We start from the raw sequence: 24083 nt of genomic DNA, 5'->3' as shown, positions 1-24083 counted from the left end.
CTCCCTTTTTTGATCTTCATTAACAGCCAGTGGTGTCAATTCTAAAGCTGTGTCCATCAACGCCTTTGCTGTCCATTCGATAGTAGGCGTAACACTGATTTGCCATCAGTGCCTCTGGTGATTCGTCACTGCCGTAACCGACAATTGAATAACGATTGTTTTCGATAAAGACCAAGTCTGCTTGTTTCATCTCATCAGTGATGGTCAGATTGTCGAAAAATCCAACTTGCTCACCACACTCACTCTGAGTCTCTGGATAACCGTTGTAGAAATCTTGATAGCCAAGAGCTGTCAGGACGCACTGGTTTGCGCCTCGGTCCTGCTTAAACGCTTTTGCATTGTTGTGTAGGAGCGAGACGTAATACTGCATGTCAGCGAACAGAACTTGGATTGCAGCACTGCGGGCAGCAGAAGTACGTTGGTTAGAATAATGGACTGTGGCTATGGTTAACCCTCCGAGTACCACGGCGGTCAACAGCCACTCTTTTGCTGAGAATCCAGACAACAATCTCATTGGTTTTTACCCTATGTACAACTCAACCATATGCGTAACTGAGCGGGATTCTACGCATCGATTTTCGAAAATTTAAGGGCAAATAGCGTGTTTCAGAAAAACCTGACAGAAACTTGAAGTACGATCAAAGTATGAAAAGAGGAGCATAGTGCTCCTCTTGATTTTTGGATTAGTTTGGTGTCGGCATGGGAATAAGGCTAGGTGATACAATCAGTTGGGCTTCCGTCGCCGCTTGTACCTCTTCAACGGAAAACTCCGGTGCGAGTTCGGTTAACATCATGCCTTTATCGGTGATTTTGAACACGCCCATTTCAGTGACAATCAAATCTACCTGACCCACAGCGGTCAGCGGTAAAGTGCAATGCTTAAGCAGTTTTGGATTGCCTTTCACCGTGTGTTCCATGGCGACAATAACTTTCTTTGCGCCGACCACAAGATCCATTGCGCCGCCCATTCCAGGCACCATTTTGCCCGGAATGATCCAGTTGGCAAGATTGCCACGTTCATCCACTTGCAGTGCTCCGAGCACGGTTGAATCCACGTGACCACCGCGAATGATGGCAAAAGAGTCCGCGCTATTAAAGTAGCAAGAGCCTGCTATAGCGGTGATGTTTTGTCCGCCGGCATTGACCAGATCAGGGTCGATTTCTGCCTCAGATGCCAGCTTATCAATGCCAATTAAGCCATTTTCCGCTTGCAGTAATAGCTCGACGTCTTTGTCTACTTCATTGGCAACCAACGTTGGTAGACCGATTCCTAGGTTAACGATGTCGCCATCTCTCATCTCTTGAGCAACGCGCCATGCAATGCGGCGGCGAACGACTTCTTTATCTAATTGTGCAGTCATTAGTTGTCCTCCACTAAGATGTAATCGACGTACAAACTTGGGGTATGCACGGCTTCAGGCTCAATATCGCCCAATTCCACAATCTGCTCTGGTTCCACCACCACGGTTTCCGCCGCAGTTGCCATTAAAGGGTTAAAGTTCTGAGTGGTTTTGCTATAGAAAACGTTGCCACGACGGTCAACTTTAGATCCACGAATCAGTGCTAAATCGGCCTTCAGTGGCATTTCCAAGAGATATTGTTTGCCGTCAATTTCAATCACACGTTTGTTCTCTGCGACGATGGTGCCAAGTCCTGTTGGTGTTAGTACGCCACCCAAACCTGCGCCAGCACTGCGAATGCGCTCTGCCAATGTACCTTGAGGAACAAGCTCCACTTCAAGTGTGCCTTCATTCATTTGTTTGCCCGTTTCGGGGTTAGTGCCGATGTGCGAGGCATACAGTTTCTTCACGCGTTTTTCCGCGATAAGTCGACTAGAACCTCGACCCGGTGAGCCTGTGTCTGTGCTGATTAAGGTAATGTTTTTGATGTCTTTTTTGATCAACAAGTCAATTAAACGTTCTGGTGCGCCTGTTGCCATAAAGCCGCCAATCATGATGGTCATGCCGTCGTGCAATAGGCTTTCAATTTGCTCTGTAGTGGCTGCTTTTTTCATGTTTTTCGTGTTCATGAGAGGCTCCTTCTAACAACGTTTCAAAATTAACGCCGTGCCCATGCCACCGCCGATGCACAGTGATGCCAAACCGTAATCACGGCGAGTGCGCTGCAGTTGATAAACCAAGGTGGTTACAATGCGGTTACCTGATGCGCCGATTGGGTGACCAAGTGCAATGGCTCCGCCACTTAAGTTACTGCGTTCTAGCAGCCACGCTTCATCGATATTGTGTTGCTCGGTAAGGGAACGAACCACGCCAAGTGCTTGCGCAGCAAAGGCTTCGTTAAGCTCAAAAACGTCGATATCTTCAATCGCCATTTCGGCTTTGGCTAAGGTATTGGCAATCGCGGACACTGGACCTAAGCCCATCACCTCTGGGGCGATAGCCCCTTGTCCGTATTCGATGAGTTCAGCTATTGGCTTGAGGTTATGGCGTTTTACGGCACTTTCTGAAGCGAGCAAAATTGCGGATGCACCATCATTAATACCGGATGCATTGCCTGCGGTAACACTGCCTTCTTTATCGAATGCAGGACGCAGTGCTTGTAGACCTTCAAAGGTGCTGTCGGCTTTCGGATATTCATCGTTCTTTACTTCGAATTGGCGCTTGCGCTCCACTATTGTAATTGGCGCAATTTCTGCTTCAAAATGACCATTTTCTATCGCGCTGATCGCTTTACGTTGGCTTTGTAAGGCAAAGGCATCTTGGTCTTCTCGGCTGATTTGGAATTGCTTGGCGATGTTTTCTGCCGTAACACCCATGTGGTAATTGTGGAAGGCATCTGTCAAACCATCTTTGATGATGCTGTCTTCTTGGAGTTGATGACCCATGCGATAACCGCGACGAATCTGACCGGAAGAGATGTATGGTGCGTTGGACATACTCTCCATACCACAAGTAAGCACTAGCTCTACGTCGCCTGCTCGGATATGGCTTGCACCGTCCATGATGACTTTCATACCACTGCCACAAATCATATTGAGTGTGTAAGCCGGAACGGACTCTGGAATGCCTGCCTTCATTGCGGCTTGGCGACCCGGTCCCATGCCTACGCCTCCAGTAAGTACGTTGCCAACAATCACTTCATCGATTTGTTCTGGGGCAATGTCCACTTGCTCCAAGGCTGCCTTGATGGCATGAGCGCCCAGTTCAACACTAGACAATGACGCTAATGAGCCATTAAAGCTGCCAATTGGGGTGCGCTTTGCCGCCACAATAAAGATTCGTTCCATACCGCTGTTTACTCCGTAATCGTTCTGTCATAACCAGTGTAGGGAGTGCGATGTGGTCGCGATATAGCCAGGAATTCAAAGCCGCTTTGCGAAAATGCAAAGTACAAACGAGGCGTAAATCACGAACTTTTACCCCTACCAATCTTAAGGTGAAAAGAAATCAACTTAGGAGAAAAACACATGCTTGATCGTATTGCTTGCGCCCCATGTTGCTGGGGAGTGGAAGAGGCATCTCATGCGACCAATCCAAGCTGGGGAAAGGTGTTAATGGATGCAAGTGACAGTGGCTTTCGTGGTATTGAATTGGGACCGGATGGTTTCTTCCCTGAAGATCCTGAACTGGTGAAAAGTGCGTTTCGTGTACGTGGACTGCAGGTGTGCGCTGGCAAGGTACAAGTGCCATTTTGCGACTCTGCAAACATGTCTGCCATTTTGGAAGAAGTCGACACCGTCTGTCAGCGTTTAGATTCGCTGGGCGTAAAGAATTTACTGATCATGGAAGGCATTCATACGGAACGTTATGGCTATATCGGACAAAGCGTCACTGCACCGCGTCTGAATATGGAAAATAAACGGACCATGATTGTTAACCTTGAGCGAATTATTCGTGTGGCAAGCCAATATGGTTTGCGCAGTTTGCTTCATCCGGGCATTGGCGGCTACATCAGTTATAAAGATGAGATCGATTTTGTCATGAGTCAGATTCCCGGGACCAAACTGGGATTATGCATCGATATCGGGCATGTGTTTTTAGATGGGATGGACCCGCTAGGGATCATTCGTCAGTACGGATCACGCATCGAGCATATTCATGTTAAAGATATCTCGACGGACAAATTGAGACTAGCTATCCGTGATAAGTTGGAGTGGGTTGACGCCTATAGTAAAGGATTGATCACTCCCTTAGGGGATGGCGATATCAAGCTGCAACAAGTGATGAGTGCACTTAAAGCGGTCGACTATCAAGGTTGGATCGTGGTCGAGCATGAGCACGGCACCGCAGACGTGAGTCAGGTTTCGCGTGATTTAAAACGCAGTCGCGATTATCTCGCTCAGATTGTGGCGTGATTCGAAACTAGATGATGAAAAGGCAGTAATGATGCTCAGCGATCCTTGGTTCTATCTTTTGGCGATTCCTGCGGTGCTAATTTATGGCATTGGTAAAGGTGGGCTCGGTGGAGCGCTGGGCATTTTGGCTGTTCCTATGATGGCGCTGGTGATACCGCCAACACAAGCGGCGGCGATTTTATTACCGATTCTATTGGTGATGGACGCATTTGCGGTGCGTCATCATTATCGAAATGCCGATGCTCGAGTACTCAAAACTATGTTGCCGGGGGCTTTGCTTGGCGTGGTATTAGCGGGGTTATTTTTGAGTATCACCCCAGAGTCAGGGTTGAAGATCACCGTTGGCGTGCTGTCTTTGCTGTTCTGTTTTCAGTATTGGCTAAGTGGTGAAACTCCATCTCAATCAGGGAAGTTAGGCGCTTGGATTTGGAGTATACTGAGCGGTTTTTCCAGTACCGCAATTCATGCTGGTGGCGGTCCAGCGAGTATCTATTTACTGCCGTTGAAACTGCATAAAATCAACTTAATAGCGACCATGGCACTGTTGTTCGGCATAGTGAATGTAGCGAAACTCGTACCTTACATTTGGCTTGGCGAGTTTGATTCGACCAACTTAATGACTGCGTTGGTGTTGATTCCACTCGCGCCTGTTGGCGTTAAGATGGGTGTGTATCTTTTGCATCGCGTCAGTCAGGAAAAAATTTATCAGCTCTGTTACTTGTTCTTGTTTCTTTCAGGCGCCAAGCTGACTTTCGATGGCGTGAGCACTTTATTGTTTTAACTCCAATCCGACTTAACAAGGCTTTTCCAATAAGAACTCTTTGAACTTTATTGCCACTGGAGATGCAGTTTTGGGTGAATGGTAATACAGATTCAAACTCCAAATACTGGTCTCATACTCTTCCAATAGTGGTACCAACTCGCCTTTCTCGACTGCTTTTTCGGTGACGAACTGCGGCAAGTAGGCGACACCAGCTCCTTTTAAGGAGCCACTTAGTAATAGGTCGCTGTCGTTCACCTCGATTGTTTTTGGCACTTTGAGTACCATGTTTTCCACACCTTGGCGGAAGATCCAATCATTGCTGCCCGTCAGTGTGGTTGCAATTAAGCAAGCGTGGTCTCGTAGTGCTTCTGGGTGCGTGGGCAAGCCATATTTTTCTAGGTATTGCGGCGAAGCCACGACGATAAACGGGCACTGCATCAGCTCGCGTTTCACCAATAATAAATCTTTTTCACGGTAGCCTTGGAAGCTGGCATTGGCACTGATCATTAGGTCACAAGTACTGGCGTGATCCAATGCCCAAGGAGTGACGTTGATGTTGAAGGTCACCTTTGGGTTGAGTTTGGAATACTCGGCGATTTTATCCATCAGATAGTGATTGGCATAGACGGGCGTGCACGCGATGTTGATGTGACCTTTTTCACTGTCTTGGAAGTCTTCTAACTTGCGACTGATGCGCTCTGCGCTATCGACCAAAGGAGAAAACTCTTCGTATAAGGTTTGCCCCGCTTGAGTGGCTTCCAATAACCGATTCGATCGGCGACATAAGGTCGTACCGAAGTGTTGCTCCAGTTCTTGCAGCCAACGGCTTCCTGCGGAGACCGAAATGTTGAATTTTCGTGCTGCGGAGGAGATAGACCCAGAGCGGATCACATAGACAAAGAACGCCATTTTATCGAGCATGAGTTTTGCCTCCAAAGCAAAAAGGGAACAAGTGCGATCACCTGTTCCCTTTGTAAAACATTAAGTTATCTTATGCACGTGCTTCAGTCGCACTTCCAGATACTTTTTTACCCAGTTTTTTCGCCATCGCTTCTTCCATTTTCTCTAAGCTGACGCCTTTCGTTTCAGGCACATACTTAACAACGATGACCATACAGATGAGTGACAAGACGCCGAATAACCAGAAGCTAAATGCGCCATTGAATTGCTCTTTTAAGTAAGGGTTTTCGTTTAGCATTGGGAAAGATTGCGTCACGATGAAGCCTGTAAACCATTGTGCGCCGACGGCGATGGCCATAGCACGAGAGCGAATGCTGTTCGGGAATATTTCTGAAATCATGGTCCAACATGCACAACCCCATGATGTCGCGTAAGACACTACGTACAAACACAATGCGAACAGTGCTGCGTAGCCTTCGGTTTGTTGGTATAGCACATAGCCGACCACGAACATACCAAATGCACAACCAAAGGTGCCGTATTTCATTAACGGTAGACGACCTACTTTATCAATCAGGTACATACCAAGTGCGTTACCACCGATAAAGACGATGCCGACAAAGGTAGTTTGGAACAGCGCGTTTTCTGTTGAGCCAGTGATCGGTTTTAAGATCTCAGGTGTGTAGTACATGATCACGTTGATGCCCGTTAACTGTTGAGCCGCCGCAACGAACGTACCAATCACTAAGATGGCGAACAATAATGGCGAACGCAGGCTGACTTTGTTCTTCTTCGCACCGACGGTTTCTTTCAATGACTCTTGGATCTCTTTTATCAAACGATCTGCGTGTTTCGGGTTTGAGATACGAGATAACGTCTCTTTGGCATCGTCTACTTTGCCTTTCAAAACCAGCCAACGTGGTGATTCTGGGATGAGGAACAACAACATTGCGAAAAGCGCGGCAGGAATCACTTCAGAGCCAAGCATCCAGCGCCAGCCCATATCCACTAACCAAGCCTCTGACATGCCTTTTGCGATGAGGTAGTTGACGTAAAACACACCCGTTTGACCGATAACTGCCGATTGCTGGAACATGCTCACCGCACGACCTCGGAAGTCTTTTGGTGCGACTTCTGACATATACATTGGTGATACCACACAAGCCAAACCTACAGCTACGCCACCGACGATACGTAGAACCACATAGAAAGAGAAGGTTTGAGCGAGTGCAGAGCCAATGGCGGATATGATGAAGAGAATGGCGGCGATGAAGAGGGTGTTGCGTCGACCGTATTTTAGGGCTGCCCAGCCTGCGCTGACCGCACCGATGATACTACCTAATACTACGCTGGATACGGCCCAGCCAGTTTGAGCTGGTGACAATCCGAAGTAATCACGGATTGGACCAATTGCGCCAGAGATAACAGCAGTGTCGTAACCTAATAAGATGCCTCCGAGTGCAGCGATACAACAAATCCTAACGATGTAGGCGATATTGTGCTTTCGAGCTTCGGCCTTGGATGTAGCTTCCATTGTTTTTTCCTTTATTAGATCCCCAAGCTTTCCTTTAACCATCGAATAAGATCAAGTTGGGTAGCGGCCAATACTCTGTTTTGTAGGGTACGAGTATTGGGTATCTATATTGCCGACTTTTAATGTTTATTAGATGTATGAAAATTATTTTTCATTTGTCGGTTGCATTTATCATATTTACTCTTTTGTTATTCGACTAGGTGTCTGTTCGTTTTTTATCCTAAAGTGTTACCCAAATCAAAAAATGAAAAACATTTTTCATTTTTAAATGTCAGTATAAATTATTGAAAATAAAGGCTTTAAATAAAATGAGATCTGGCGCAAGTTTGCTTGTAGGGCTTGCTGTGATTGGCTTTTTTCATGATTTAACAATTTGATGACATCGATTTCATGTTGTGAAAAATATTTTTCATTTAAAGTTTTTTTCGCTAATGTAATTTCCAGTGAAACGAAATCGGTGAAAGAAAAGCATCTATAAAAACCACGCTTTTACTTCACGACATTTATTAAATAACGGAAACATTGTCGGAGAATAAAAATGAGCAACGTGCAATATGGAATTAGCCCACTGACTTGGACAAATGATGACATGCCAGAACTGGGCGGCGATATCCCATTGGAAACGTGTCTAAGTGAAATGGCAGAAGCTGGTTTCACTGGTACAGAGCTAGGTACTAAGTACCCACGTGAGCCAGAAGTTCTAATCCCTCTACTAGAAAAACATGGCCTAGTGCTCGCTTCTGGCTGGTACAGCGGCAATCTCATGAAGCTGACTGCGGAAGAAGAAATCGCAGCGATGCAAGAGCACATCAAATTGCTTAAGGCTGCTGGCTGTAAAGCAATGGTGTTCGGTGAAGTGAGCAACACGGTTCACGGCGACATCAACACGCCACTTTCTCAACGCGTGATCCTTACTATGGACGAGTGGAAAACCTACTGCGCGAAGTTAACTCAAGTTGCTGAATACCTGCTAAACGAGCACGACATTAAACTCTCTTTCCACCATCACGTTGGCACCATCTGTGAAACCGAAGATGACATCAACATCATGATGGAATTCACCGGCGAAGCGGTTTACCTAACTCTAGATACGGGTCACATCACTTACGGTGGTGGTAATCCAGTGACCATGATCAAACGTTGGGGTCACCGCATTGGCCACATGCACTTTAAAGATCTTCGTCTAGAAGTGATGAAAGCCGCACGTGATGCAGACAAATCATTCCTAAACGCAGTGCTTGATGGCGTATTTACTGTTCCTGGTACAGGTGACGTGGATTACGACGACGTATTCGCAGCACTGAAAGAGCGCAACTACCAAGGCTGGTTGCTGGTTGAAGCAGAGCAAGACCCAGCGAAAGCGCACCCATTGACGTACGCGAAAACCGCTTACGAGAACATCACAGGCTACGCGAAGAAATACGGTCTATAAGAGCACAAGTAAGGAAGGGGAGATTCGTCTCCCCTGTATCAAGCCGTGGAGACAACGCGGCTACAAAAATGATTGATACTACCGGGGAAGACAATGAAAACTGTACGCCTAACTGTTGCAGAAGCGCTAGCTCAGTACCTAGCCGCACAAATGATTGAAATTGATGGTAAAAAAGAACAGCTATTTGGTGCAGCATTCGCCATCTTTGGTCACGGTAACGTGACGTGCTTTGGACAGCAGCTAAAAAATATCGAAGACAAAATTCCGACTTGGCGTGGTCAAAATGAGCAGTCGATGGCAACAGCGGCAATCGCGTATGCCAAAGCGAACTTACGTCGTCGCATCGGTATCGCGACCAGTTCAATTGGTCCGGGTGCAACCAATATGGTTACCGCAGCAGGTATCGCGCACACAAACCGTTTACCAGTGCTTTTGATTTCTGGAGACGCTTACGTCAGTCGTCTGCCAGATCCTGTGCTTCAACAGCCAGAGAATTTCTACGATCCTTCGATCACTTGTAACGATGCGTTCAAACCGCTAACACGTTACTGGGATCGCATTATCTCGCCAACGCAATTGATGCACTCATTGCCTCAGGCTATTGACACCATGCTTGACCCAGAAACCTGTGGTCCAGCGTTTATCGGCTTACCACAAGATATTCAGGGCGTAGCTTACGATTTCCCTGAAGTCTTCTTCCAAGAAAAAGTACACCGCATTCGTCGTCCAGAGCCAGAAGTGGCAGATCTAGAGGATGCAAAAGCGGCGCTGCTTAGCGCGAAACAACCTTTGGTTATCTCTGGCGGTGGCGTGCATTACTCACTAGCAACGGACGAGTTGGCTGCCTTTGCGAAAAAACACAACATCCCTGTGGTTGAGACCATTGCTGGTCGCGCCACGATGCTGCAAGACAATCCTCTAAACGCAGGTCCAATCGGCGTGACAGGTTCAGACTCTGCAAACTACATGGCAGCGCATGCGGATGTGGTGTTGGCTGTGGGTACTCGCTTACAAGACTTCACGACAGGCTCTTGGTCGGTGTTCAAGAACCCAGATATGAAGCTAGTTACCATCAATACCGCACGTTTTGATGCCATTAAACATCGTGCTATTCCAGTTAAAGCAGACGCAAAACGTGGCTTAGTTGAGCTGTCTAACCTACTGGGCGATTTCCGTAGTAGCGACGAGTGGGCGGCAACGGCGAAAGCGCAAGCGGATGAATGGAAAGCCGTGGTGCATCGCCGTACTCACCCTCAACCAGGCGACCTACTCGACGGTACGTCTTCTTATGCAGAAGTGATTGGCAAGCTCAACAAGTCTATGCAGCCGGGCGACACGGTACTTACGGCAGCGGGTGGCTTACCAGCAGAGCTTGCGATGAACTGGCAGAACTACCAAATTGGTAAGTTCGACATTGAATTCGGCTTCTCTTGCATGGGTTATGAAATCGCAGGTGGCTGGGGCGCGAAAGTTGCGAACCCAGATAACGATGTGGTTGTGCTCGTCGGCGATGGCTCTTACCTGATTCAAAACTCAGACATCTACTCGTCAGTTCTGACGGGTCACAAGATGATTGTCGTGGTATGCGACAACGGTGGTTTCGCGGTGATCAACAAGCTGCAAAACAATACGGGTAACGAGTCGTTCAATAACCTATTGGAAGACTGTCGCCGTCCTGATGGCGAGGTAGCTCGCGTGGACTTTGCTAAGCATGCCGAAGCGCAAGGCGCAATCAGCGAGAAGCTGACCTCAATCGACCAGTTTGATGACGCATTCCAACGCGCTAAAGAAGCCGACCGTACATACGTGATTGTGGTCGACATCGACCCAGTATCGCCAATGGCTTGGTCTAAGTGTGATTGCTGGTGGGAGGTGGGACTTCCTCAAGTGACACGCAATGACGACACCGCAGAGAAAGTGGCTGCATGGGAAGAAGGCAGAGCAGCACAACGCGCCGGCGTTTAAGCCCAAACCGATTTATGTATCAAAACATCCAGCTTTAAAACAGATTTCAACAATTCGATTTATAGGCTCTTGAGCAAGAGCCTATCAAGGAGTCAAACATGTTTAATGAAGAACGTCATTTTGAGCAACCAATCCGTTGGGCAATGGTCGGCGGTGGTCGTGGCAGTCAGATCGGTTACTCGCACCGTAATGCGGCGCAGCGCGATGGTTTGTTTAAATTGGTCGCTGGTGCATTCGATTTGGACGCGGATCGTTGTCGTGATTTCGGTGAGAACTTAGGTCTCGATGGCGACCGTTGCTACGCAAATTACAAAGAGATGTTTGAGAAGGAAGCGCAACGCGAAGATGGCATTCAAGCTGTTTCGGTAGCAACGCCAAACTCAACTCACTACGAAATTTGTAAAGCAGCACTGGAAGCCAACTTGCACGTGGTGTGTGAAAAACCAATCACCTTCACGACGGAAGAAGCAGAAGAGCTCAAACAGATCGCAGCAGAGCGCAATCGCGTGATTGGCGTGATGTACGGTTACAGCGGTTTCCCAATGGTTCAGCAAGCGCGTGAAATGGTGAAGCGTGGTGATCTGGGTGAGATTCGTGTGGTGAACATGCAGTTTGCTCACGGCTTCCACAACGAAGAATACGAGAAAAACGATCCAGGTTTGAAATGGCGCGTCAGCCCAGAAGTCTCAGGTCCAACTTATGTTCTGGGTGATGTGGGTACGCACGCTTTCTACCTGTGTGAAGTGATGACGGGTCTTGAAATCGACCGTTTGTCTTGCATGCGTCAAAGCTTCATCAAGTCACGTGCTCCGCTCGAAGATAACGCTCACATCATGATGCAATTCAAAGATGGCGCAGTCGGTACGCTTTGGGCGTCGGCAGTGAATGCAGGTTCGATGCACCAACAAAAAATCCGCATCGTCGGTTCGAAAGCGTCCATCGAATGGTGGGATGAGCAACCAAACCAACTTCGTTTTGAAGTGCAAGGCGAAGCACCACGCATTCTAGAGCGTGGCATGGGCTACCTATACCAAGATGCACCGGGTGTGGCTTCTAACCGTGTTGGTGGTGGTCATGCAGAAGGTTACTTCGAATCATGGGCGAACTTGTACCACCGTTTCGCGTTGGCATTCGATGCGGCTGATCGTGATGACCAGCAAGCGCTGTCTGAAATTTGGTTCCCAGGTATCGATGCAGGTATCGAAGGCGTGCGCTTATGCGAGAAGTGTGTGGAATCGGCAGACCAGAACGCCGCTTGGGTTGAATACAAATAATAGGAACAGACGATGACAAACATTGCACTTGAAACAAATCGACCATTGGATGCCATCGTTTTAGGACGTGCGGGCGTAGATCTCTACGCTCGCGAAGCTAAAACCGACATGGCAGATATCTCTGGCTTCAACAAATTCGTTGGTGGCTCAGCCGCGAACATTGCGGTGGGCATTGCCAAGTTAGGCGGTAAGGTCGGCTTTATTGGCTGCGTGGCTGACGATGCATTCGGTGGTTACGTTAAAGGTTACATGACGGAGCAAGGTATCAACCTTGATGGCATGAGAACCGACGACTCTGGTTCGCGCACCTCGGTGGCATTCACAGAGATGAAGCCAAAAGATTGCACCGTGCTTATCTATCGTAACAACGCATCGGATTTGACCATCAAGCCAGAAGAGATTGATCCCGCTTACATCGCTAGTTCAAAAGTCTTGGTTGTCACGGGAACGGCATTGTCGGAAAGCCCAAGCCGTGAAGCCACTTTGATTGCGATGCAGCACGCGCGCCGCAGCAATACCTTAGTGGTGCTGGATGTTGATTACCGCCCTTACTCTTGGCGCACAGATACCGATGCTTCGATTTACTACGGCATTGCCGCGGGTCTTTCAGACATCGTGATCGGTAACCGTGAAGAGTTCGACATGATGGAAACCGTCATTGCTCCGGGCAACACCGATGATGACCAAACGGCGGCTCGCTTCCTAACGGAGAACACCCAAGTCGTGGTGGTGAAAGCCGGTGAGCATGGTTCGAAAGTGTATGACCGTACGGGTCATAAGTTCGAGCAAGGTATTTTCCGAGTCGAAGCCAATAAGCCATTTGGCTCTGGTGACTCATTCGCCGGCGGTCTAATTTGGACGCTAGTTACTGGTGGTTCGTTAGAAGAGGGCGTACGCAACGGCACGGCAGCAGCGGCGATTAATGTCAGCGGTCATAGCTGCACAGAAGCCATGCCAACTAAGGAACAACTATTCGATTTTATTGAGACGCGAAGTTAAGCACGGTTTGGTGCTTTCGGGCACCACATTGCTGCGCGTTTGGTCTCCCGGGCCGGTATGTCACTTTGAGGGTAACCAAACAGTGCGCGTACACACCATCGTGGCCCGGCTTTTTTGTTAAGCCACTTTCAGAAGGATAGGGCAGCCTCGTTTCACTACGAGCTGTGAGGAGAAAAGAAAAATGGGAAAACACATTCCACCATTTGATAACAAGAATGAACCAATTATTGGTGCGAACGACGAAGTAACGCCGCTATGTTACTTCAACCAAGTGTTCTTGAATCAGAACGAAACCTTTGACCATGTCATCGAAGGGTATGAGTCTGTCATCGTATTGGCTGGCGGCACTTGCAGCATCATCGTGACGAAAGACGGTGAAAGTGAAACGTTCGACAACATTGGTAAACGCAAATCAGTTTGGGACGGCAACCCAGAAGCGGTTTACGTACCACTTGGCTACCGCGCGACCATTCAATGTGTGAGCGACAAAGCTGACGTTATGATTGCAGGTGGTAAGTTTGAAGCGTCACTGGAGCCTTTCTGTGTCCGCGAAGAGAACGTAGACATGGTGCAATATGGTTCGGATGACACCAAAACTCACCGCAAAATCAAACACGTACTGGGTCAATCCAACGCAGACAAACGCGGTCGCTTATTGGTGAGTGAGCTGTTCACCGTTGGTGCAGGTGGTTGGTCTGGCTTTCCACCACACAAGCACGATGAAGATCGTGTTAAGCCTGATGGCAGCAAAGAAACCCTTTACGAAGAAGTGTACCAATTCCGCTTTAACCCAGATTTCGGCTTTGGTGCGCAGTTCCTATACGAGCACGAAGACGACTTTGGTCCGGTTTACCATGTGCGCACGGGCTCTGTGATCGCCATCGACAAAGGTTATCACCCAAGTGTGGCGGCGCCGGGTTATGAAATGTATTACTTCACCATCATCGTTGGCAAAACAGAGAAATCTTTGATTCAGCATTTTGATCCGCACCACGAATACCAAGTGGAGACGATCCCTGGCATCAAAGACATGATCGCGAAATTTAAGTAGGGGAATCATCATGTTGGTAAATTTGAATGACCTATTGCCGGAGGCTGCGGCGTCTAACTACGCTGTCCCTTGCTTTAATGTGTTCGGCTTTGAAGATGCACGTGCTGTTGTTGAAGCAGCAGAGCAAGTGAACAAACCTGTAATTCTGGCGTGTAATAAAGACGTTGTGGACTTTTATGGCGTCGAAACCGCTGCGGCGATGTTCCTAAATCTAGCGCATAAGAGCACGGTGCCTGTCGTGCTTCACCTTGACCACACTTACGAAGAAGACATCGTCTTTCGCGCGCTTAAAGCTGGGTTTAGTTCTGTGATGTTTGATGGTTCGCAACTGACGTTGGACGAGAACATTGCTCGCACTAAGAAAGTCGTTGAAGTGGCGCATGCTCTAGGAGCATCGGTAGAGGGGGAAATTGGTTCGGTGCCTTACGAAGAAGGTCGCGACCACATAAAATCTATCTACACAGAACCGGAAGATGCGGCGCGCTTTGCAGAAGAGAGTGGCGTAGATTGTGTCGCAATTTCCGTCGGTAATGTTCACCGCTTAACCGAGCCGACTTGTACTATCGATTTTGGTCGCCTAGACCGTATCGCAAATGCTGTGGCTGTGCCGTTGGTGATTCATGGTTCGAGTGGTATTCGCGATGAAGACATGCTCAAGCTGAAGCAAAGTCGTGTGTCCAAGTTCAATATTGGCACCTGTTTGCGTCAGGCTCTGGGTCATAATCTTCGCGATTACATGAATCAGGAACCGCAAAAGTTTGACCGTATTTACTTCATGCAAAAGGCGATGCCGTACGTGAAAGAAGAAGCGGTACGAAACTTTGAATTATTATCTTAAAATAGCGGCCCCTTTTGTTACTATAAGGGGCCTCTATCTCCAAGCGTTCATTGATAGGAGAGCAGTATAACTATGGATGTTGAAGTGAAAGCACCTGCAGATTTAGACACACTAAAAGAGTTAATCGCAAAGCGTTACGACAGTTTGAGCGGACGTTTGCAGCAAGTCGCGGATTTTGTAACCGACCAGCCGATGCTGGTGGCGGTAGAAACCATGGCGACCATTGCCAAGCAAGCCAACGTACCATTGTCGACCTTGAGTCGATTCTCTAATGCGATGGGCTTTGATGGCTTCACTTCTATGCAAGTACTGTTTCGCGATCAGTATTTGAATCGCCCGAGAGATTACAAAGAGCGCGTTCGTAAAGCTCGTGAGATGGAGGACGTCCCACATGACTCGCCTCAAGCCATCTTCCAAGATTTCGGACACGCAAACATTGAAGCACTAGAACAGCTTCAAATGTCGGTCTCTCCACAAAAACTGGAACGTGCAGTGGCTCTGATGGATGGAGCAGAAACCATCTACATCCAGGGGACTCGTCGCGCTTACCCAGTGGCCTTCTATCTTTGGTACGCCCTCATGAAATCCGACAAGAGTGTAGTGCTCTTGGATGATCACGGTGGCATGTTGTCTCCGTTAACTCGACGAATGAACGAAAAAGACGTTCTGTTTGCTATCACCTTCAATCCATACGCGGAAGAAACCAGCCAACTGATTGATGATGCTTGCAAAAAGAACGTACCGATTGTCTGCATTACTGATAACCAAATGACGCCTCATGGCAGCAAAATGGATGTCTGTTTTGAAGTGCAAGAAGGCGAATTGATGGGCTTCCGTTCGCTCAGCAGCTCCATGTATTTGGCGCAGGCGATTGCGGTGAGTCTGATTTGTCGAGAAGTGAAGTAACTTCATCGCTCAGTAATCTCAAATAGGGACGCGATCCTGCGAGCGAATAAGCAGTAAAGCGCGCAGATTTTTCCATACCTTTGTCCACTGATTAAGTGCAACTTAGCGGTTGCGCTGCGGGTTTGCTCGAGCTGAATTCGGCTTATGTCCTGCAATGTACAGGGCAGTGAGAAGAGGTAAATCTGATGCGCTTTGCTCTACATGGCATGTGCTCTCTGCACAGCAATATCCTATCTGATGTCCGACTTGCCAAAGAAACTGGCTACCAAGGGCTCGAAATTCACACCGAAAAACTCTGGCGTTATATTCAAGCTGGCTTCTCCGCTGAGCAACTCAAACAACGTATGGATGAGTTTGGCATTGTCCCAACGGCGATCGACATCATTGGCGCGGTTGAAGTGACCGATAAAGCTAGCCAACGTCAATTGTTCCAAGATTCAGAAACGCTGTGCCGTTTTGCGCAGGCCGTGGGTGCACCTACCATCCAGCTCAATGCTTTTGAGGCATTAAATGGCTTAACTAAAGAGCAAAACATCGAACTCACGGCACAGAACATTCGCCAGATTGTCGACATTGGTAAGAGCTATGGCATCCGTTTCCAATATGAAGGCGCGGCTTGGACTCCAATCGCCAAATTGGAAGATTACTTCCGCCTGTACGACGCCGTCGGTCGTGACAACTTTGGTTTTGTTCTGGATACATGGCACTTATGGGCATGTCGCGGAGCAACGTTGGAACAAGTGGCAAATATCGATGCCGAGCTGATTTTCAACGTGCACCTGTCTGATGGCAAGCGTCCTGCTCCGGGTGAGGCTTGGCCTGATGAGCGCGCTCTACGTGGTTACTTGTTAGGACAAGGTGAAGTGCCATTGAAAGAGTGGGTCGATGCGATTCGACAAACGGGTTACGACGGATTCTACTCTGGTGAATTCCTCAATGACCAACTCTGGGAAGGTGACTATCACGATATCGCCGCAGACATGCTGACTGGCATGAAGCGTCAATTCGACTAAGTGACGCAAAAGGAGTTTCCTATGTTTAATATTGCTTTATTTGGAGCGGGTCGAATTGGTCAAGTGCATGCGGTCAATATCGAACGTTCACCAGAAACCACGATTTATTCGCTTATCGAACCTTATGAGGTCTATGCGGATCAGTTTTGTGCGCAGTATCCGCAGACCAAACGCCAAACCGTAGAAGAGGCGATGGCGGATGAGAACATTCATGCGGTGTGTATTTGCTCGTCAACCGATACTCATGCGGATTTGATTGAGCGAGCAGCAAAAGCAGGTAAAGCGATTTTTTGTGAGAAGCCTATCGACCTTGATTTGGGGCGAGTACGTGATTGCTTGGGCGTAGTAAACCAGCATCAGGTGCCTTTTTTGTTAGGCTTCAATCGCCGCTTTGACCCGCATTTCTTGAGCCTTAAGAAAGTGCTGGATGACGGTCAAATTGGCGAACCAGCAAGCGTAGTCATCACCTCTCGCGATCCTGCGCCACCGCCAGCACAATACAGCAAATCGTCCGGTGGTATGTTCCGCGATATGACGATTCACGACCTCGACATGGCGCGGTTTATTTTAGGGGAAGATCCAATCACGGTTACGGCACATGGCAGCTGCAAGGTAGATCCTGCCATTGGTGAAGCGGGAGATATCGATACCAGTGTGGTGACGCTTACATTCCCTTCTGGTGCGATGGCGACGATTCATAACAGTCGTCGCTCTGGCTACGGATACGATCAGCGTCTCGAAGTGCATGGCGAGAAAGGCATGCTGCAAGTGGCGAATCTGACCGAAAATCTAGTCAGCCACAGCACAGAAATAGGGCAAGTAGGCGCAACACCGAAGTACTTCTTCTTAGAGCGTTATGAGCGTGCTTACGTGGCAGAGTGGCAACACTTTGTTGAAGTACTTAAAGGCGAAGCACCATGCTGCTCGGGTATAGATGGTGAGATTGCTCTGACGTTAGCGGATGCCGCGTTAGAGTCGATGCAAACAGGGAAGACGGTTCGTTTGTAGGTCATCCCTAGCAGGAAACAAAAAGGGGAGCCGCATTGGCTCCCCTTTCTATTATTGAGATCTTAAAGATGCTTAAGTCTTACTGAGCTTTTTGCTGTTCTGATTTGCAAACAGCGGCAGTGAAGATAACGTCTGTTGAGCTGTTTAGGGCTGTTTCAGCAGAGTCTTGAATCACACCGATGATGAAACCAACGGCTACAACCTGCATTGCTACGTCGTTTGAGATACCAAACAGACCACACGCTAGTGGGATAAGTAGCAGAGAACCACCAGCAACACCTGATGCACCACACGCTGATACTGCAGCAACAATACTTAGTAGTACCGCTGTCATTAGGTCAACGTCGATACCCATAGTGTGTACCGCTGCTAGCGTTAGGGTTGTGATAGTGATTGCTGCACCCGCCATGTTGATGGTCGCACCTAGTGGAATAGATACTGAGTACGTATCTTCGTCTAGGTCTAGTTTCTTACATAGGTTCATGTTCACTGGAATGTTCGCAGCACTTGAACGCGTAAAGAATGCCGTTACGCCACTTTCACGTAGACATTGGAACACCAACGGGTATGGGTTTTCTTTCGTTTTGAAGTATACGATCGCAGGGTTAACCACTAGCGCAATGATAAACATTGAACCTAGTAGTACCGCTAGAAGGTGAGCGTAGCTTGCTAGTGCACCAAAACCTGTTGTTGCAAACGTTGAGGCAACCAGACCAAAGATACCAAATGGCGCAAGACGAATGATGAAACGAACAATGTGGGAAACACTGTGGCTTAGATCTTCGAATACCGCTTTTGTTGTTGCTGATGCGTGGTGAAGTGCAAGACCAAGACCCACACCCCAAGCAAGAATACCGATGTAGTTTGCTTCTACTAGCGCGTTTACTGGGTTATCAACCAGTTTGAACAACAAGGTTTGGATAACTTCTGCAATACCTTGTGGTGGTGTTGCACCTTCAGCGCCCGTTACTAGCGTTAAATTGGTCGGGAAAAGGAAACTTAGTACTACTGCGGTTAGTGCCGCAAAGAAGGTACCCGCTAGGTAAAGAATTACGATTGGACGCATGTAAGTGTGTTGGTTTTTCTTTTGGTTTGCGATAGACGCAGCCACCAAGATAAATACCAATACTGGAGCAATCGCTTTTAGTGCACCAACAAACAAGCTACCCAGCATACCAACGCTTTCTGCGTGGCTTGGCGAGATAGTCGCAAGCAGAATACCTAAGACGATACCGACGAGGATTTGGAGAACGAGGTTACCGCGAGCGAATCGGGCAACGAGACTGTTGTGTTGCATTTGCATACATCATTCCTGCAATTTTTGACTCAGCAACAGCGCAATATTCAGTCATTACACGGCGTAATGTTCCCTCGCATGAAGGGGCTGAATCTTGTGGTTGTGCTGCTAAGACATCCTGATTATCAATTATCCTGTTTTTATAAATCCAGCCATTTTCTTGCTGAATATCACATATCTTAACTTGGTAATATTTTGTGTCTAGTTTTAGTTTGTTCTTAGTTTAAATGTTTGTTCAATGTTATCGTTATTGGTCTTTTGTGTTGATTTGTATGGCGAAGTATGAATGATGGTTTTTCATAAAGTTATTAAAAAAGGAGGCGTTAGCCTCCTTTGTTCTATTGATTACGCAAATACAACAAACTAGTAACTCTGTTGGCGTTTGCGCTTTCCGTCAACAATACTGCGAATCATTTTGCCGAACTGTTTATTCTGCGCTCTTTGTTCTGCGAGACTCGCTCCGTTATGGGCTTGTTCACGCAATAACTTCTGATAGTTAGTAAAGCGTCGTAGCTCAAGAGAGCCATCTTCAATCGCAGCTTGAACCGCGCAACCTGGCTCGGTTTGATGTTGGCAATCATTGAATCGGCAGTTATCAGCTAAGGCTTCAACATCAGCGAAAGTCTCACTCACGCCTGCCTCGCAATCTGCCAATTGGATCTCTCGCATTCCCGGCGTATCCATCAAGATCCCACCGGATGGTAATAGGTGGATTGAGCGTGAGGTTGTAGTGTGTCGACCTTTGCTGTCATCCTCACGAATACCACCAGTCGCTTGTTCTTGCTCGCCAAGCAGGGTGTTGACTAAGGTCGATTTTCCTACCCCTGAAGAGCCAATAAATGCGACGGTTTGACCTTCGCCACACCAACTCATTAATTTGGCAACGTCTGATTCATCCAAACCATTAACGCTTTCCACCATAAGCAACGGATCGAGCTTTTGTACCTGAGCTTTGAGCTCGTCAACATCGTCACATAAGTCTGCTTTCGTCAGCACAATCACGGGCTCTACATCAGCTTCATTGATGAGGGCCAAATAGCGCTCAATGCGACTGAGGTTAAAGTCGTGGTTGAGTGAACAAACGATGAAGACAGTATCCACGTTGGCGGCGATAAGTTGCTCGGCGACCTTACTACCTGCGGCTTTGCGGCTGAATAAACTGCGGCGTTCAAGTAGGCGAGAAAACTGCTGCTGACCATCCAATACTACCCAATCACCAACGGTCATGCTGGGTAACGAGGGATGGATAGGTAAGTGAGTTTCACCTTGTTCGCTAACCACAACGTAACCACTACGATGGTGAGCAATCACTCGCGCGAAAAGCGTGTCTTGGTAATCGTCTAACGTCAGTTGTTGTTGAAAAAAGGGTTTCCAACCTAATAGCTTTAATGGGTTAGGTTGAGTTAGTAGTGTTTCACAAAAAGAATGTGTTTTATTCATTGTTGAATTATCCCAGACGCAACAAAGCGCCTTAATACAAATCGCATTAGGGTCTAATTCGCATAGAGCTGACCCCGGTGAAAACCGGGCAAAGAAGGGAGGGGGTGTGGCTTAGCCACGAGAAAAAGTTGGACGTTACCCTTTCACTGCCCAGTTAGTGTTATTCATTACAATCATCATATTTCCTCTTAAGTTGGTGAGTTAACGGTCGGAGTATAGCGACTGTACTCTGATTCTTACAACTCCTTTGCGTTTTATATGTGTTTTATTCGACGTTCTTCCATCTCTTGTGAATAGGTGTTGGCTTTTACGCCGTAGATGATTTGGATATGTCGTTCATCAATGATCACGACACCATGCGCTCCATGCTCCTTCAGTGCTTTTTGATTCACAATGGTGGTGTCTTTTAGTGTGAGTCGTAGCCTTGTCGCACAAGCACCAGTTTCCACCAAATTACTCATGCCACCAATAGCGTCAATGATGGTATCGACATCCTGTTCTAGGTTTGGATTTACTTGCGTCAGCATTTTAAATACGCGAGAAAGGGCTTTTAACATGGCGAGAAACTCGTTTGCAGCAAAGCCTTGTTTATATCTCAGCAGCGGCTGTTTCGCTCTGATTTAGGACACAAAATCATGTATTGATAGTTTGGCGAATACGGCTTAGAGAAAAGAGATAGGAATAAAAAAGCTCCTCACGTTGGAGGAGCTTTGAATCGATGAAGTGAAGAAGCACTAATGATGATGTTCGTGCTTTTTCATTCCTGCCATGACTTTTTTGACTGGTGCAGTAAAGCTTTGCTTTTGGCCGTTGTCGTAAGTCACTGTCACTTCGATTTCGTCGCCTTCATTAAGCGGCTTTTTAAGGTCAAATAGCATGATATGCAGGCTGCCCGGTTTTAGCTCGGTGGTCTCTTTTGCAGCGAGTGTGATGTGGTCTACTTGGCGCATCTTCATTACATCGCCTTCTTTAATCACATCGTGCAACTCGACTTTACCTGCTGCAGGGGTTTCTGCTGCGACAATATTGATGTCTTCTTGGCTTCGGTTAGCAAAGGTCACAAACACAGCGCTCGTCACAGCACCTGGCGCCATTGCTCGTGCATACGGTTCGTGTGGCATCACGTTTAGGTTTGCTTGTGCCAAAGGGCTTAGAAGTAGGGCGGAGAGGGCTAACGTTTTGATTGCATGCTTAGCTTTCATTGGTTTTTCCTTCTGCTGTTAGTTTGGTTATCGCTTCGACAATTGGCGCAGGCGTTAAGGTGTGTGGCACTTTAGTGATGAGTGTGCCGTCAGGCTTCAAGAAGTAAAAGTAAGAGCTGTGGTCGAGCGTGTATTTCAGCTCTGAGCCTTCTAGCTCCGTTTTACGGAAAATGACACCATATTTGTGGGCAAGTGGGGTGGTCACGTCGAGTGGTGCGGACAGGCCTTCAATCATCGGGTGGAAGTAGTGGGCGTACTTGGCTGATGCATCTGCCTCGTCACGTTCTGGATCAAGCGAGATGAACATTGGGCGCAACTGCGTTTTTTGCGCATCGTCGATTTGATTGAGTGCACCTGCTAGCATGGCTAATGAGGTTGGGCATACGTCTGGGCAACGCGTAAAGCCAAAGTAAACAATGCGAATGCGATCATCGCTGGTATCGAAGATATCGACAGGTTTATCGCCTTCGCCAAACAACACGCTTTGCTCGGTAGTGACTTGTTGTTTTTTCTCTACGTCTTTTTGTCCATCTAGGTACGTTTTGGTACCAAAGCCAAGGACAAACGCAACCACGAGAAAGAGAGACCAATTACGGCTCATATCAATTCCTTATCTTTGCATTTTGAGGGCCGGGTAGATGGTGTCTTTACCGTCGGAAAGTTCACCAACCCACGTCATTGAATCTTGTGTACAAACGGGCAATGTCACATCACCCACAAACTTACCTGGTGCCACTTTCTTTAGCATGAATTTTGGCTCGCCCATTTCCATTTCTCGACCAACCAAACTTAATACGAGCTGATCCGCTTCGCTGTCTTGCCATTCGACTTCGAGCTGAGCTGGGATAAGAGGTTGAGCAGTATCGACGCTAAGCGTCATCGCAACATTATGTTGGATACAAGGTTCAGTAGAGAGGAAACAGTATTCATCGAGCGACTTAGGCTCGGGCGCTGAAGAGAAGTTTTTTATTAGGGTAGGCGCGTAAAAGCCAGCGACCAGTGCCACGGCTATCCCTGCGATTTGTAACACTTTCATTAAGATTCAGTATTTATCACTTAACATTGCCTGCATCCTAGCACAGATGGGATGTACGAAAACTCGTAACTTCAACAAATTGTGCACTATCCCCATCTATTTGAAACCTATTGTTTGTAAAGCGTAAATAAAAAAAGCGGAGCCAATGGCTCCGCTTCTTAAATGATGGAATTGTGGTTCAGATTTACTTGTTTGAATCCGCAAACTTCTCTAAACCAAGTACTAACGCGATAGCGGCTAGCATCATGATCACGGCTAACACCAGTTGTGATGGTTGAGACGTGATGTGCTCAAACTCAAACGGTGATAGGTTTTGCTCTAGCAATGGCACTTGCTCACCCTTCGAGTTAGTACGCCATGTTAGCGTTTCCTTCCAAGGCCAGATCTTTGGTAGCGTACCGATCATTAAGCCAGTTAGGAACATTAAGGTTAAATCGCGGAATTTGCGCAGTAACCAAGACAACAAGTGAGAGAAGGACAGCAGGCCAGCAACACAGCCAACAAGGAACAGCGCAAGGATATCAATTTGGAAACCTTTTACCGCGCCCAATACAGGAGCATACATGCCGATCAACAGCAAAATAAAGCTGCCTGAGATACCCGGTAGAATCATCGCACAGATTGCGATAGCTCCAGCCAGAATGGTGTTGATCGCCGTTGGCTCCATATGAAGTGGTTTTAGCACCGTGATGCTGTAGGCGAAACCAATGCCGATCAATAACGCAACAAAACGGATAGCGTCACGCTTTTCTACTTGGCGAATGATGTGGTAGACAGACACCAAGATCAGACCAAAGAAGAATGACCAAATTGGAATTGGATGAGTTTCCAATAACCAACTGATTAGTTTTGCCAGCGTCGCGATGCTGGTGAAAATACCCGCAAACAAAGAGATAAGGAAGAAGCCGTTAATGTGATTAAACGCAGCTTTGAAGCCATCCTTTTTCCAAATCGAGAAAAGTGAAGGGTTAATACGTCGAATGCTTTCTAGCAGTGTGTCATAAATGCCAGTAATAAATGCAATGGTACCGCCTGATACGCCTGGGACAACATCGGCTGCACCCATCGCCATTCCTTTGAAGTAGGTGATTAGATAGTTCATTTCTCAAG

The 24083-nt window shown here is 47.6% G+C and carries 24 protein-coding genes; 11 read left to right on the top strand and 13 right to left on the bottom strand.

Translation table 11 applies throughout. The features are described from left to right. Positions 1–19 precede the first annotated feature (19 nt). The 4 genes from OH459_RS00185 to OH459_RS00170 form a co-directional block, all read right to left on the bottom strand. Positions 20–514, bottom strand: coding sequence for a hypothetical protein (locus OH459_RS00185; protein WP_009698044.1), 495 nt, complete (start codon positions 512–514; stop codon positions 20–22). 169 nt (positions 515–683) lie between these two features. After that, positions 684–1361 carry a 3-oxoacid CoA-transferase subunit B gene (locus tag OH459_RS00180; RefSeq protein WP_005447379.1) on the bottom strand — a complete coding sequence of 226 codons (678 nt, stop codon included), beginning with the start codon at positions 1359–1361 and terminating at the stop codon, positions 684–686. Further along, positions 1361–2014, bottom strand: a complete 654-nt coding sequence (locus OH459_RS00175; RefSeq protein ID WP_009701518.1) for a CoA transferase subunit A — start codon at positions 2012–2014, stop codon at positions 1361–1363. Before OH459_RS00175 ends, OH459_RS00180 begins: the two co-directional genes overlap by 1 nt. A 27-nt stretch (positions 2015–2041) precedes the next feature. After that, complete coding sequence (locus tag OH459_RS00170) at positions 2042–3247, bottom strand: acetyl-CoA C-acetyltransferase (RefSeq protein WP_188014490.1); 1206 nt, start codon at positions 3245–3247, stop codon at positions 2042–2044. A 180-nt stretch (positions 3248–3427) separates the two neighbouring features. Between OH459_RS00170 and OH459_RS00165 the strand changes: the two genes are divergently transcribed. Together OH459_RS00165 and OH459_RS00160 are read left to right on the top strand one after the other, a co-directional pair. Then, positions 3428–4315 (top strand): TIM barrel protein, encoded by an 888-nt coding sequence (locus tag OH459_RS00165; protein WP_069217722.1) that lies wholly within the window; start codon positions 3428–3430, stop codon positions 4313–4315. Between the two features lie 31 nt (positions 4316–4346). Then, positions 4347–5096: a sulfite exporter TauE/SafE family protein gene (locus OH459_RS00160; protein WP_047514355.1), complete on the top strand. Its 750-nt coding sequence runs from the start codon at positions 4347–4349 to the stop codon at positions 5094–5096. A gap of 12 nt (positions 5097–5108) precedes the next feature. Here OH459_RS00160 and OH459_RS00155 read toward each other — a convergent pair whose 3' ends face one another. Further along, positions 5109–5999, bottom strand: a complete 891-nt coding sequence (locus OH459_RS00155; RefSeq protein ID WP_017189707.1) for a LysR family transcriptional regulator — start codon at positions 5997–5999, stop codon at positions 5109–5111. A 70-nt stretch (positions 6000–6069) separates the two neighbouring features. Beyond that, a complete protein-coding gene (locus OH459_RS00150) occupies positions 6070–7512 on the bottom strand; it encodes a sugar porter family MFS transporter (RefSeq protein ID WP_005447390.1) in 1443 nt (480 codons plus the stop codon). Positions 7513–8050: 538 nt separating this feature from the next. Here OH459_RS00150 and iolE point away from each other — a divergent pair. From iolE to iolG, 9 genes are all read left to right on the top strand, one after another. Next, complete coding sequence (iolE, locus tag OH459_RS00145; RefSeq protein ID WP_005437833.1) at positions 8051–8944, top strand: myo-inosose-2 dehydratase; 894 nt, start codon at positions 8051–8053, stop codon at positions 8942–8944. Between the two features lie 93 nt (positions 8945–9037). Further along, positions 9038–10909: a 3D-(3,5/4)-trihydroxycyclohexane-1,2-dione acylhydrolase (decyclizing) gene (gene iolD / locus OH459_RS00140; protein ID WP_005437835.1), complete on the top strand. Its 1872-nt coding sequence runs from the start codon at positions 9038–9040 to the stop codon at positions 10907–10909. A 98-nt stretch (positions 10910–11007) separates the two neighbouring features. Further along, positions 11008–12183, top strand: a complete 1176-nt coding sequence (locus tag OH459_RS00135; protein ID WP_005437837.1) for a Gfo/Idh/MocA family protein — start codon at positions 11008–11010, stop codon at positions 12181–12183. 12 nt (positions 12184–12195) lie between these two features. Next, positions 12196–13182, top strand: coding sequence for a 5-dehydro-2-deoxygluconokinase (gene iolC / locus OH459_RS00130; protein WP_017189702.1), 987 nt, complete (start codon positions 12196–12198; stop codon positions 13180–13182). A 181-nt stretch (positions 13183–13363) separates the two neighbouring features. Beyond that, entirely contained in the window at positions 13364–14233 is an 870-nt protein-coding gene (locus OH459_RS00125; protein WP_101905812.1) for a 5-deoxy-glucuronate isomerase, read from the top strand. Between the two features lie 10 nt (positions 14234–14243). Then, the gene (locus OH459_RS00120; protein ID WP_005437843.1) at positions 14244–15071 is read left to right on the top strand and encodes a class II fructose-bisphosphate aldolase; all 828 of its coding nucleotides are present in this window, start codon (positions 14244–14246) and stop codon (positions 15069–15071) included. Between the two features lie 72 nt (positions 15072–15143). Continuing rightward, a complete protein-coding gene (locus tag OH459_RS00115) occupies positions 15144–15977 on the top strand; it encodes a MurR/RpiR family transcriptional regulator (protein WP_005447408.1) in 834 nt (277 codons plus the stop codon). Between the two features lie 185 nt (positions 15978–16162). Further along, on the top strand, positions 16163–16990 hold the full coding sequence (locus OH459_RS00110) for a sugar phosphate isomerase/epimerase family protein (protein ID WP_269984609.1): 828 nt from the start codon (positions 16163–16165) through the stop codon (positions 16988–16990). A 21-nt stretch (positions 16991–17011) separates the two neighbouring features. Beyond that, positions 17012–17998 carry an inositol 2-dehydrogenase gene (iolG, locus tag OH459_RS00105; RefSeq protein ID WP_269984608.1) on the top strand — a complete coding sequence of 329 codons (987 nt, stop codon included), beginning with the start codon at positions 17012–17014 and terminating at the stop codon, positions 17996–17998. Positions 17999–18077: 79 nt separating this feature from the next. On the opposite strand, the gene sstT is transcribed toward iolG, so the two are convergent. From sstT to OH459_RS00070, 7 genes are all read right to left on the bottom strand, one after another. Further along, a complete protein-coding gene (gene sstT, locus OH459_RS00100) occupies positions 18078–19295 on the bottom strand; it encodes a serine/threonine transporter SstT (RefSeq protein WP_026000277.1) in 1218 nt (405 codons plus the stop codon). A 363-nt stretch (positions 19296–19658) separates the two neighbouring features. After that, positions 19659–20735: a ribosome small subunit-dependent GTPase A gene (gene rsgA / locus OH459_RS00095; RefSeq protein ID WP_050921718.1), complete on the bottom strand. Its 1077-nt coding sequence runs from the start codon at positions 20733–20735 to the stop codon at positions 19659–19661. A gap of 254 nt (positions 20736–20989) precedes the next feature. Continuing rightward, on the bottom strand, positions 20990–21292 hold the full coding sequence (locus OH459_RS00090) for a glucose PTS transporter subunit EIIB (protein ID WP_009698030.1): 303 nt from the start codon (positions 21290–21292) through the stop codon (positions 20990–20992). A gap of 177 nt (positions 21293–21469) precedes the next feature. Beyond that, a complete protein-coding gene (locus OH459_RS00085; protein ID WP_005447418.1) occupies positions 21470–21937 on the bottom strand; it encodes a copper chaperone PCu(A)C in 468 nt (155 codons plus the stop codon). After that, on the bottom strand, positions 21927–22538 hold the full coding sequence (locus OH459_RS00080; protein ID WP_269984607.1) for an SCO family protein: 612 nt from the start codon (positions 22536–22538) through the stop codon (positions 21927–21929). The genes OH459_RS00085 and OH459_RS00080 overlap by 11 nt, the downstream gene beginning before the upstream one ends. 9 nt (positions 22539–22547) lie before the next feature. Further along, entirely contained in the window at positions 22548–22973 is a 426-nt protein-coding gene (locus OH459_RS00075; RefSeq protein ID WP_029788351.1) for a hypothetical protein, read from the bottom strand. A gap of 184 nt (positions 22974–23157) precedes the next feature. Next, positions 23158–24075 carry a DUF368 domain-containing protein gene (locus tag OH459_RS00070; RefSeq protein ID WP_005437870.1) on the bottom strand — a complete coding sequence of 306 codons (918 nt, stop codon included), beginning with the start codon at positions 24073–24075 and terminating at the stop codon, positions 23158–23160. Positions 24076–24083: the final 8 nt, after the last annotated feature.

Source organism: Vibrio sp. MM46, from assembly GCF_027587135.1.
Lineage (GTDB): Bacteria > Pseudomonadota > Gammaproteobacteria > Enterobacterales > Vibrionaceae > Vibrio > Vibrio harveyi.
This window is presented reverse-complemented; position numbering and strand designations above follow the sequence as displayed.

Bases quoted from the DNA above. Each gene is read 5' to 3' on its own strand.
- OH459_RS00185 (WP_009698044.1), bottom strand. From the start codon at position 514: ATGAGATTGTTGTCTGGATTCTCAGCAAAAGAGTGGCTGTTGACCGCC.
- OH459_RS00180 (WP_005447379.1), bottom strand. From the start codon at position 1,361: ATGACTGCACAATTAGATAAAGAAGTCGTTCGCCGCCGCATTGCATGG.
- OH459_RS00070 (WP_005437870.1), bottom strand. From the start codon at position 24,075: ATGAACTATCTAATCACCTACTTCAAAGGAATGGCGATGGGTGCAGCC.
- iolE (WP_005437833.1), top strand. From the start codon at position 8,051: ATGAGCAACGTGCAATATGGAATTAGCCCACTGACTTGGACAAATGAT.
- OH459_RS00125 (WP_101905812.1), top strand. From the start codon at position 13,364: ATGGGAAAACACATTCCACCATTTGATAACAAGAATGAACCAATTATT.
- OH459_RS00075 (WP_029788351.1), bottom strand. From the start codon at position 22,973: ATGAAAGTGTTACAAATCGCAGGGATAGCCGTGGCACTGGTCGCTGGC.
- OH459_RS00115 (WP_005447408.1), top strand. From the start codon at position 15,144: ATGGATGTTGAAGTGAAAGCACCTGCAGATTTAGACACACTAAAAGAG.
- OH459_RS00110 (WP_269984609.1), top strand. From the start codon at position 16,163: ATGCGCTTTGCTCTACATGGCATGTGCTCTCTGCACAGCAATATCCTA.
- OH459_RS00080 (WP_269984607.1), bottom strand. From the start codon at position 22,538: ATGAGCCGTAATTGGTCTCTCTTTCTCGTGGTTGCGTTTGTCCTTGGC.
- OH459_RS00170 (WP_188014490.1), bottom strand. From the start codon at position 3,247: ATGGAACGAATCTTTATTGTGGCGGCAAAGCGCACCCCAATTGGCAGC.
- OH459_RS00155 (WP_017189707.1), bottom strand. From the start codon at position 5,999: ATGCTCGATAAAATGGCGTTCTTTGTCTATGTGATCCGCTCTGGGTCT.
- iolG (WP_269984608.1), top strand. From the start codon at position 17,012: ATGTTTAATATTGCTTTATTTGGAGCGGGTCGAATTGGTCAAGTGCAT.
- OH459_RS00150 (WP_005447390.1), bottom strand. From the start codon at position 7,512: ATGGAAGCTACATCCAAGGCCGAAGCTCGAAAGCACAATATCGCCTAC.
- rsgA (WP_050921718.1), bottom strand. From the start codon at position 20,735: ATGAATAAAACACATTCTTTTTGTGAAACACTACTAACTCAACCTAAC.
- OH459_RS00135 (WP_005437837.1), top strand. From the start codon at position 11,008: ATGTTTAATGAAGAACGTCATTTTGAGCAACCAATCCGTTGGGCAATG.
- OH459_RS00160 (WP_047514355.1), top strand. From the start codon at position 4,347: ATGCTCAGCGATCCTTGGTTCTATCTTTTGGCGATTCCTGCGGTGCTA.
- OH459_RS00120 (WP_005437843.1), top strand. From the start codon at position 14,244: ATGTTGGTAAATTTGAATGACCTATTGCCGGAGGCTGCGGCGTCTAAC.
- OH459_RS00090 (WP_009698030.1), bottom strand. From the start codon at position 21,292: ATGTTAAAAGCCCTTTCTCGCGTATTTAAAATGCTGACGCAAGTAAAT.
- OH459_RS00175 (WP_009701518.1), bottom strand. From the start codon at position 2,014: ATGAAAAAAGCAGCCACTACAGAGCAAATTGAAAGCCTATTGCACGAC.
- sstT (WP_026000277.1), bottom strand. From the start codon at position 19,295: ATGCAACACAACAGTCTCGTTGCCCGATTCGCTCGCGGTAACCTCGTT.
- iolD (WP_005437835.1), top strand. From the start codon at position 9,038: ATGAAAACTGTACGCCTAACTGTTGCAGAAGCGCTAGCTCAGTACCTA.
- OH459_RS00165 (WP_069217722.1), top strand. From the start codon at position 3,428: ATGCTTGATCGTATTGCTTGCGCCCCATGTTGCTGGGGAGTGGAAGAG.
- iolC (WP_017189702.1), top strand. From the start codon at position 12,196: ATGACAAACATTGCACTTGAAACAAATCGACCATTGGATGCCATCGTT.
- OH459_RS00085 (WP_005447418.1), bottom strand. From the start codon at position 21,937: ATGAAAGCTAAGCATGCAATCAAAACGTTAGCCCTCTCCGCCCTACTT.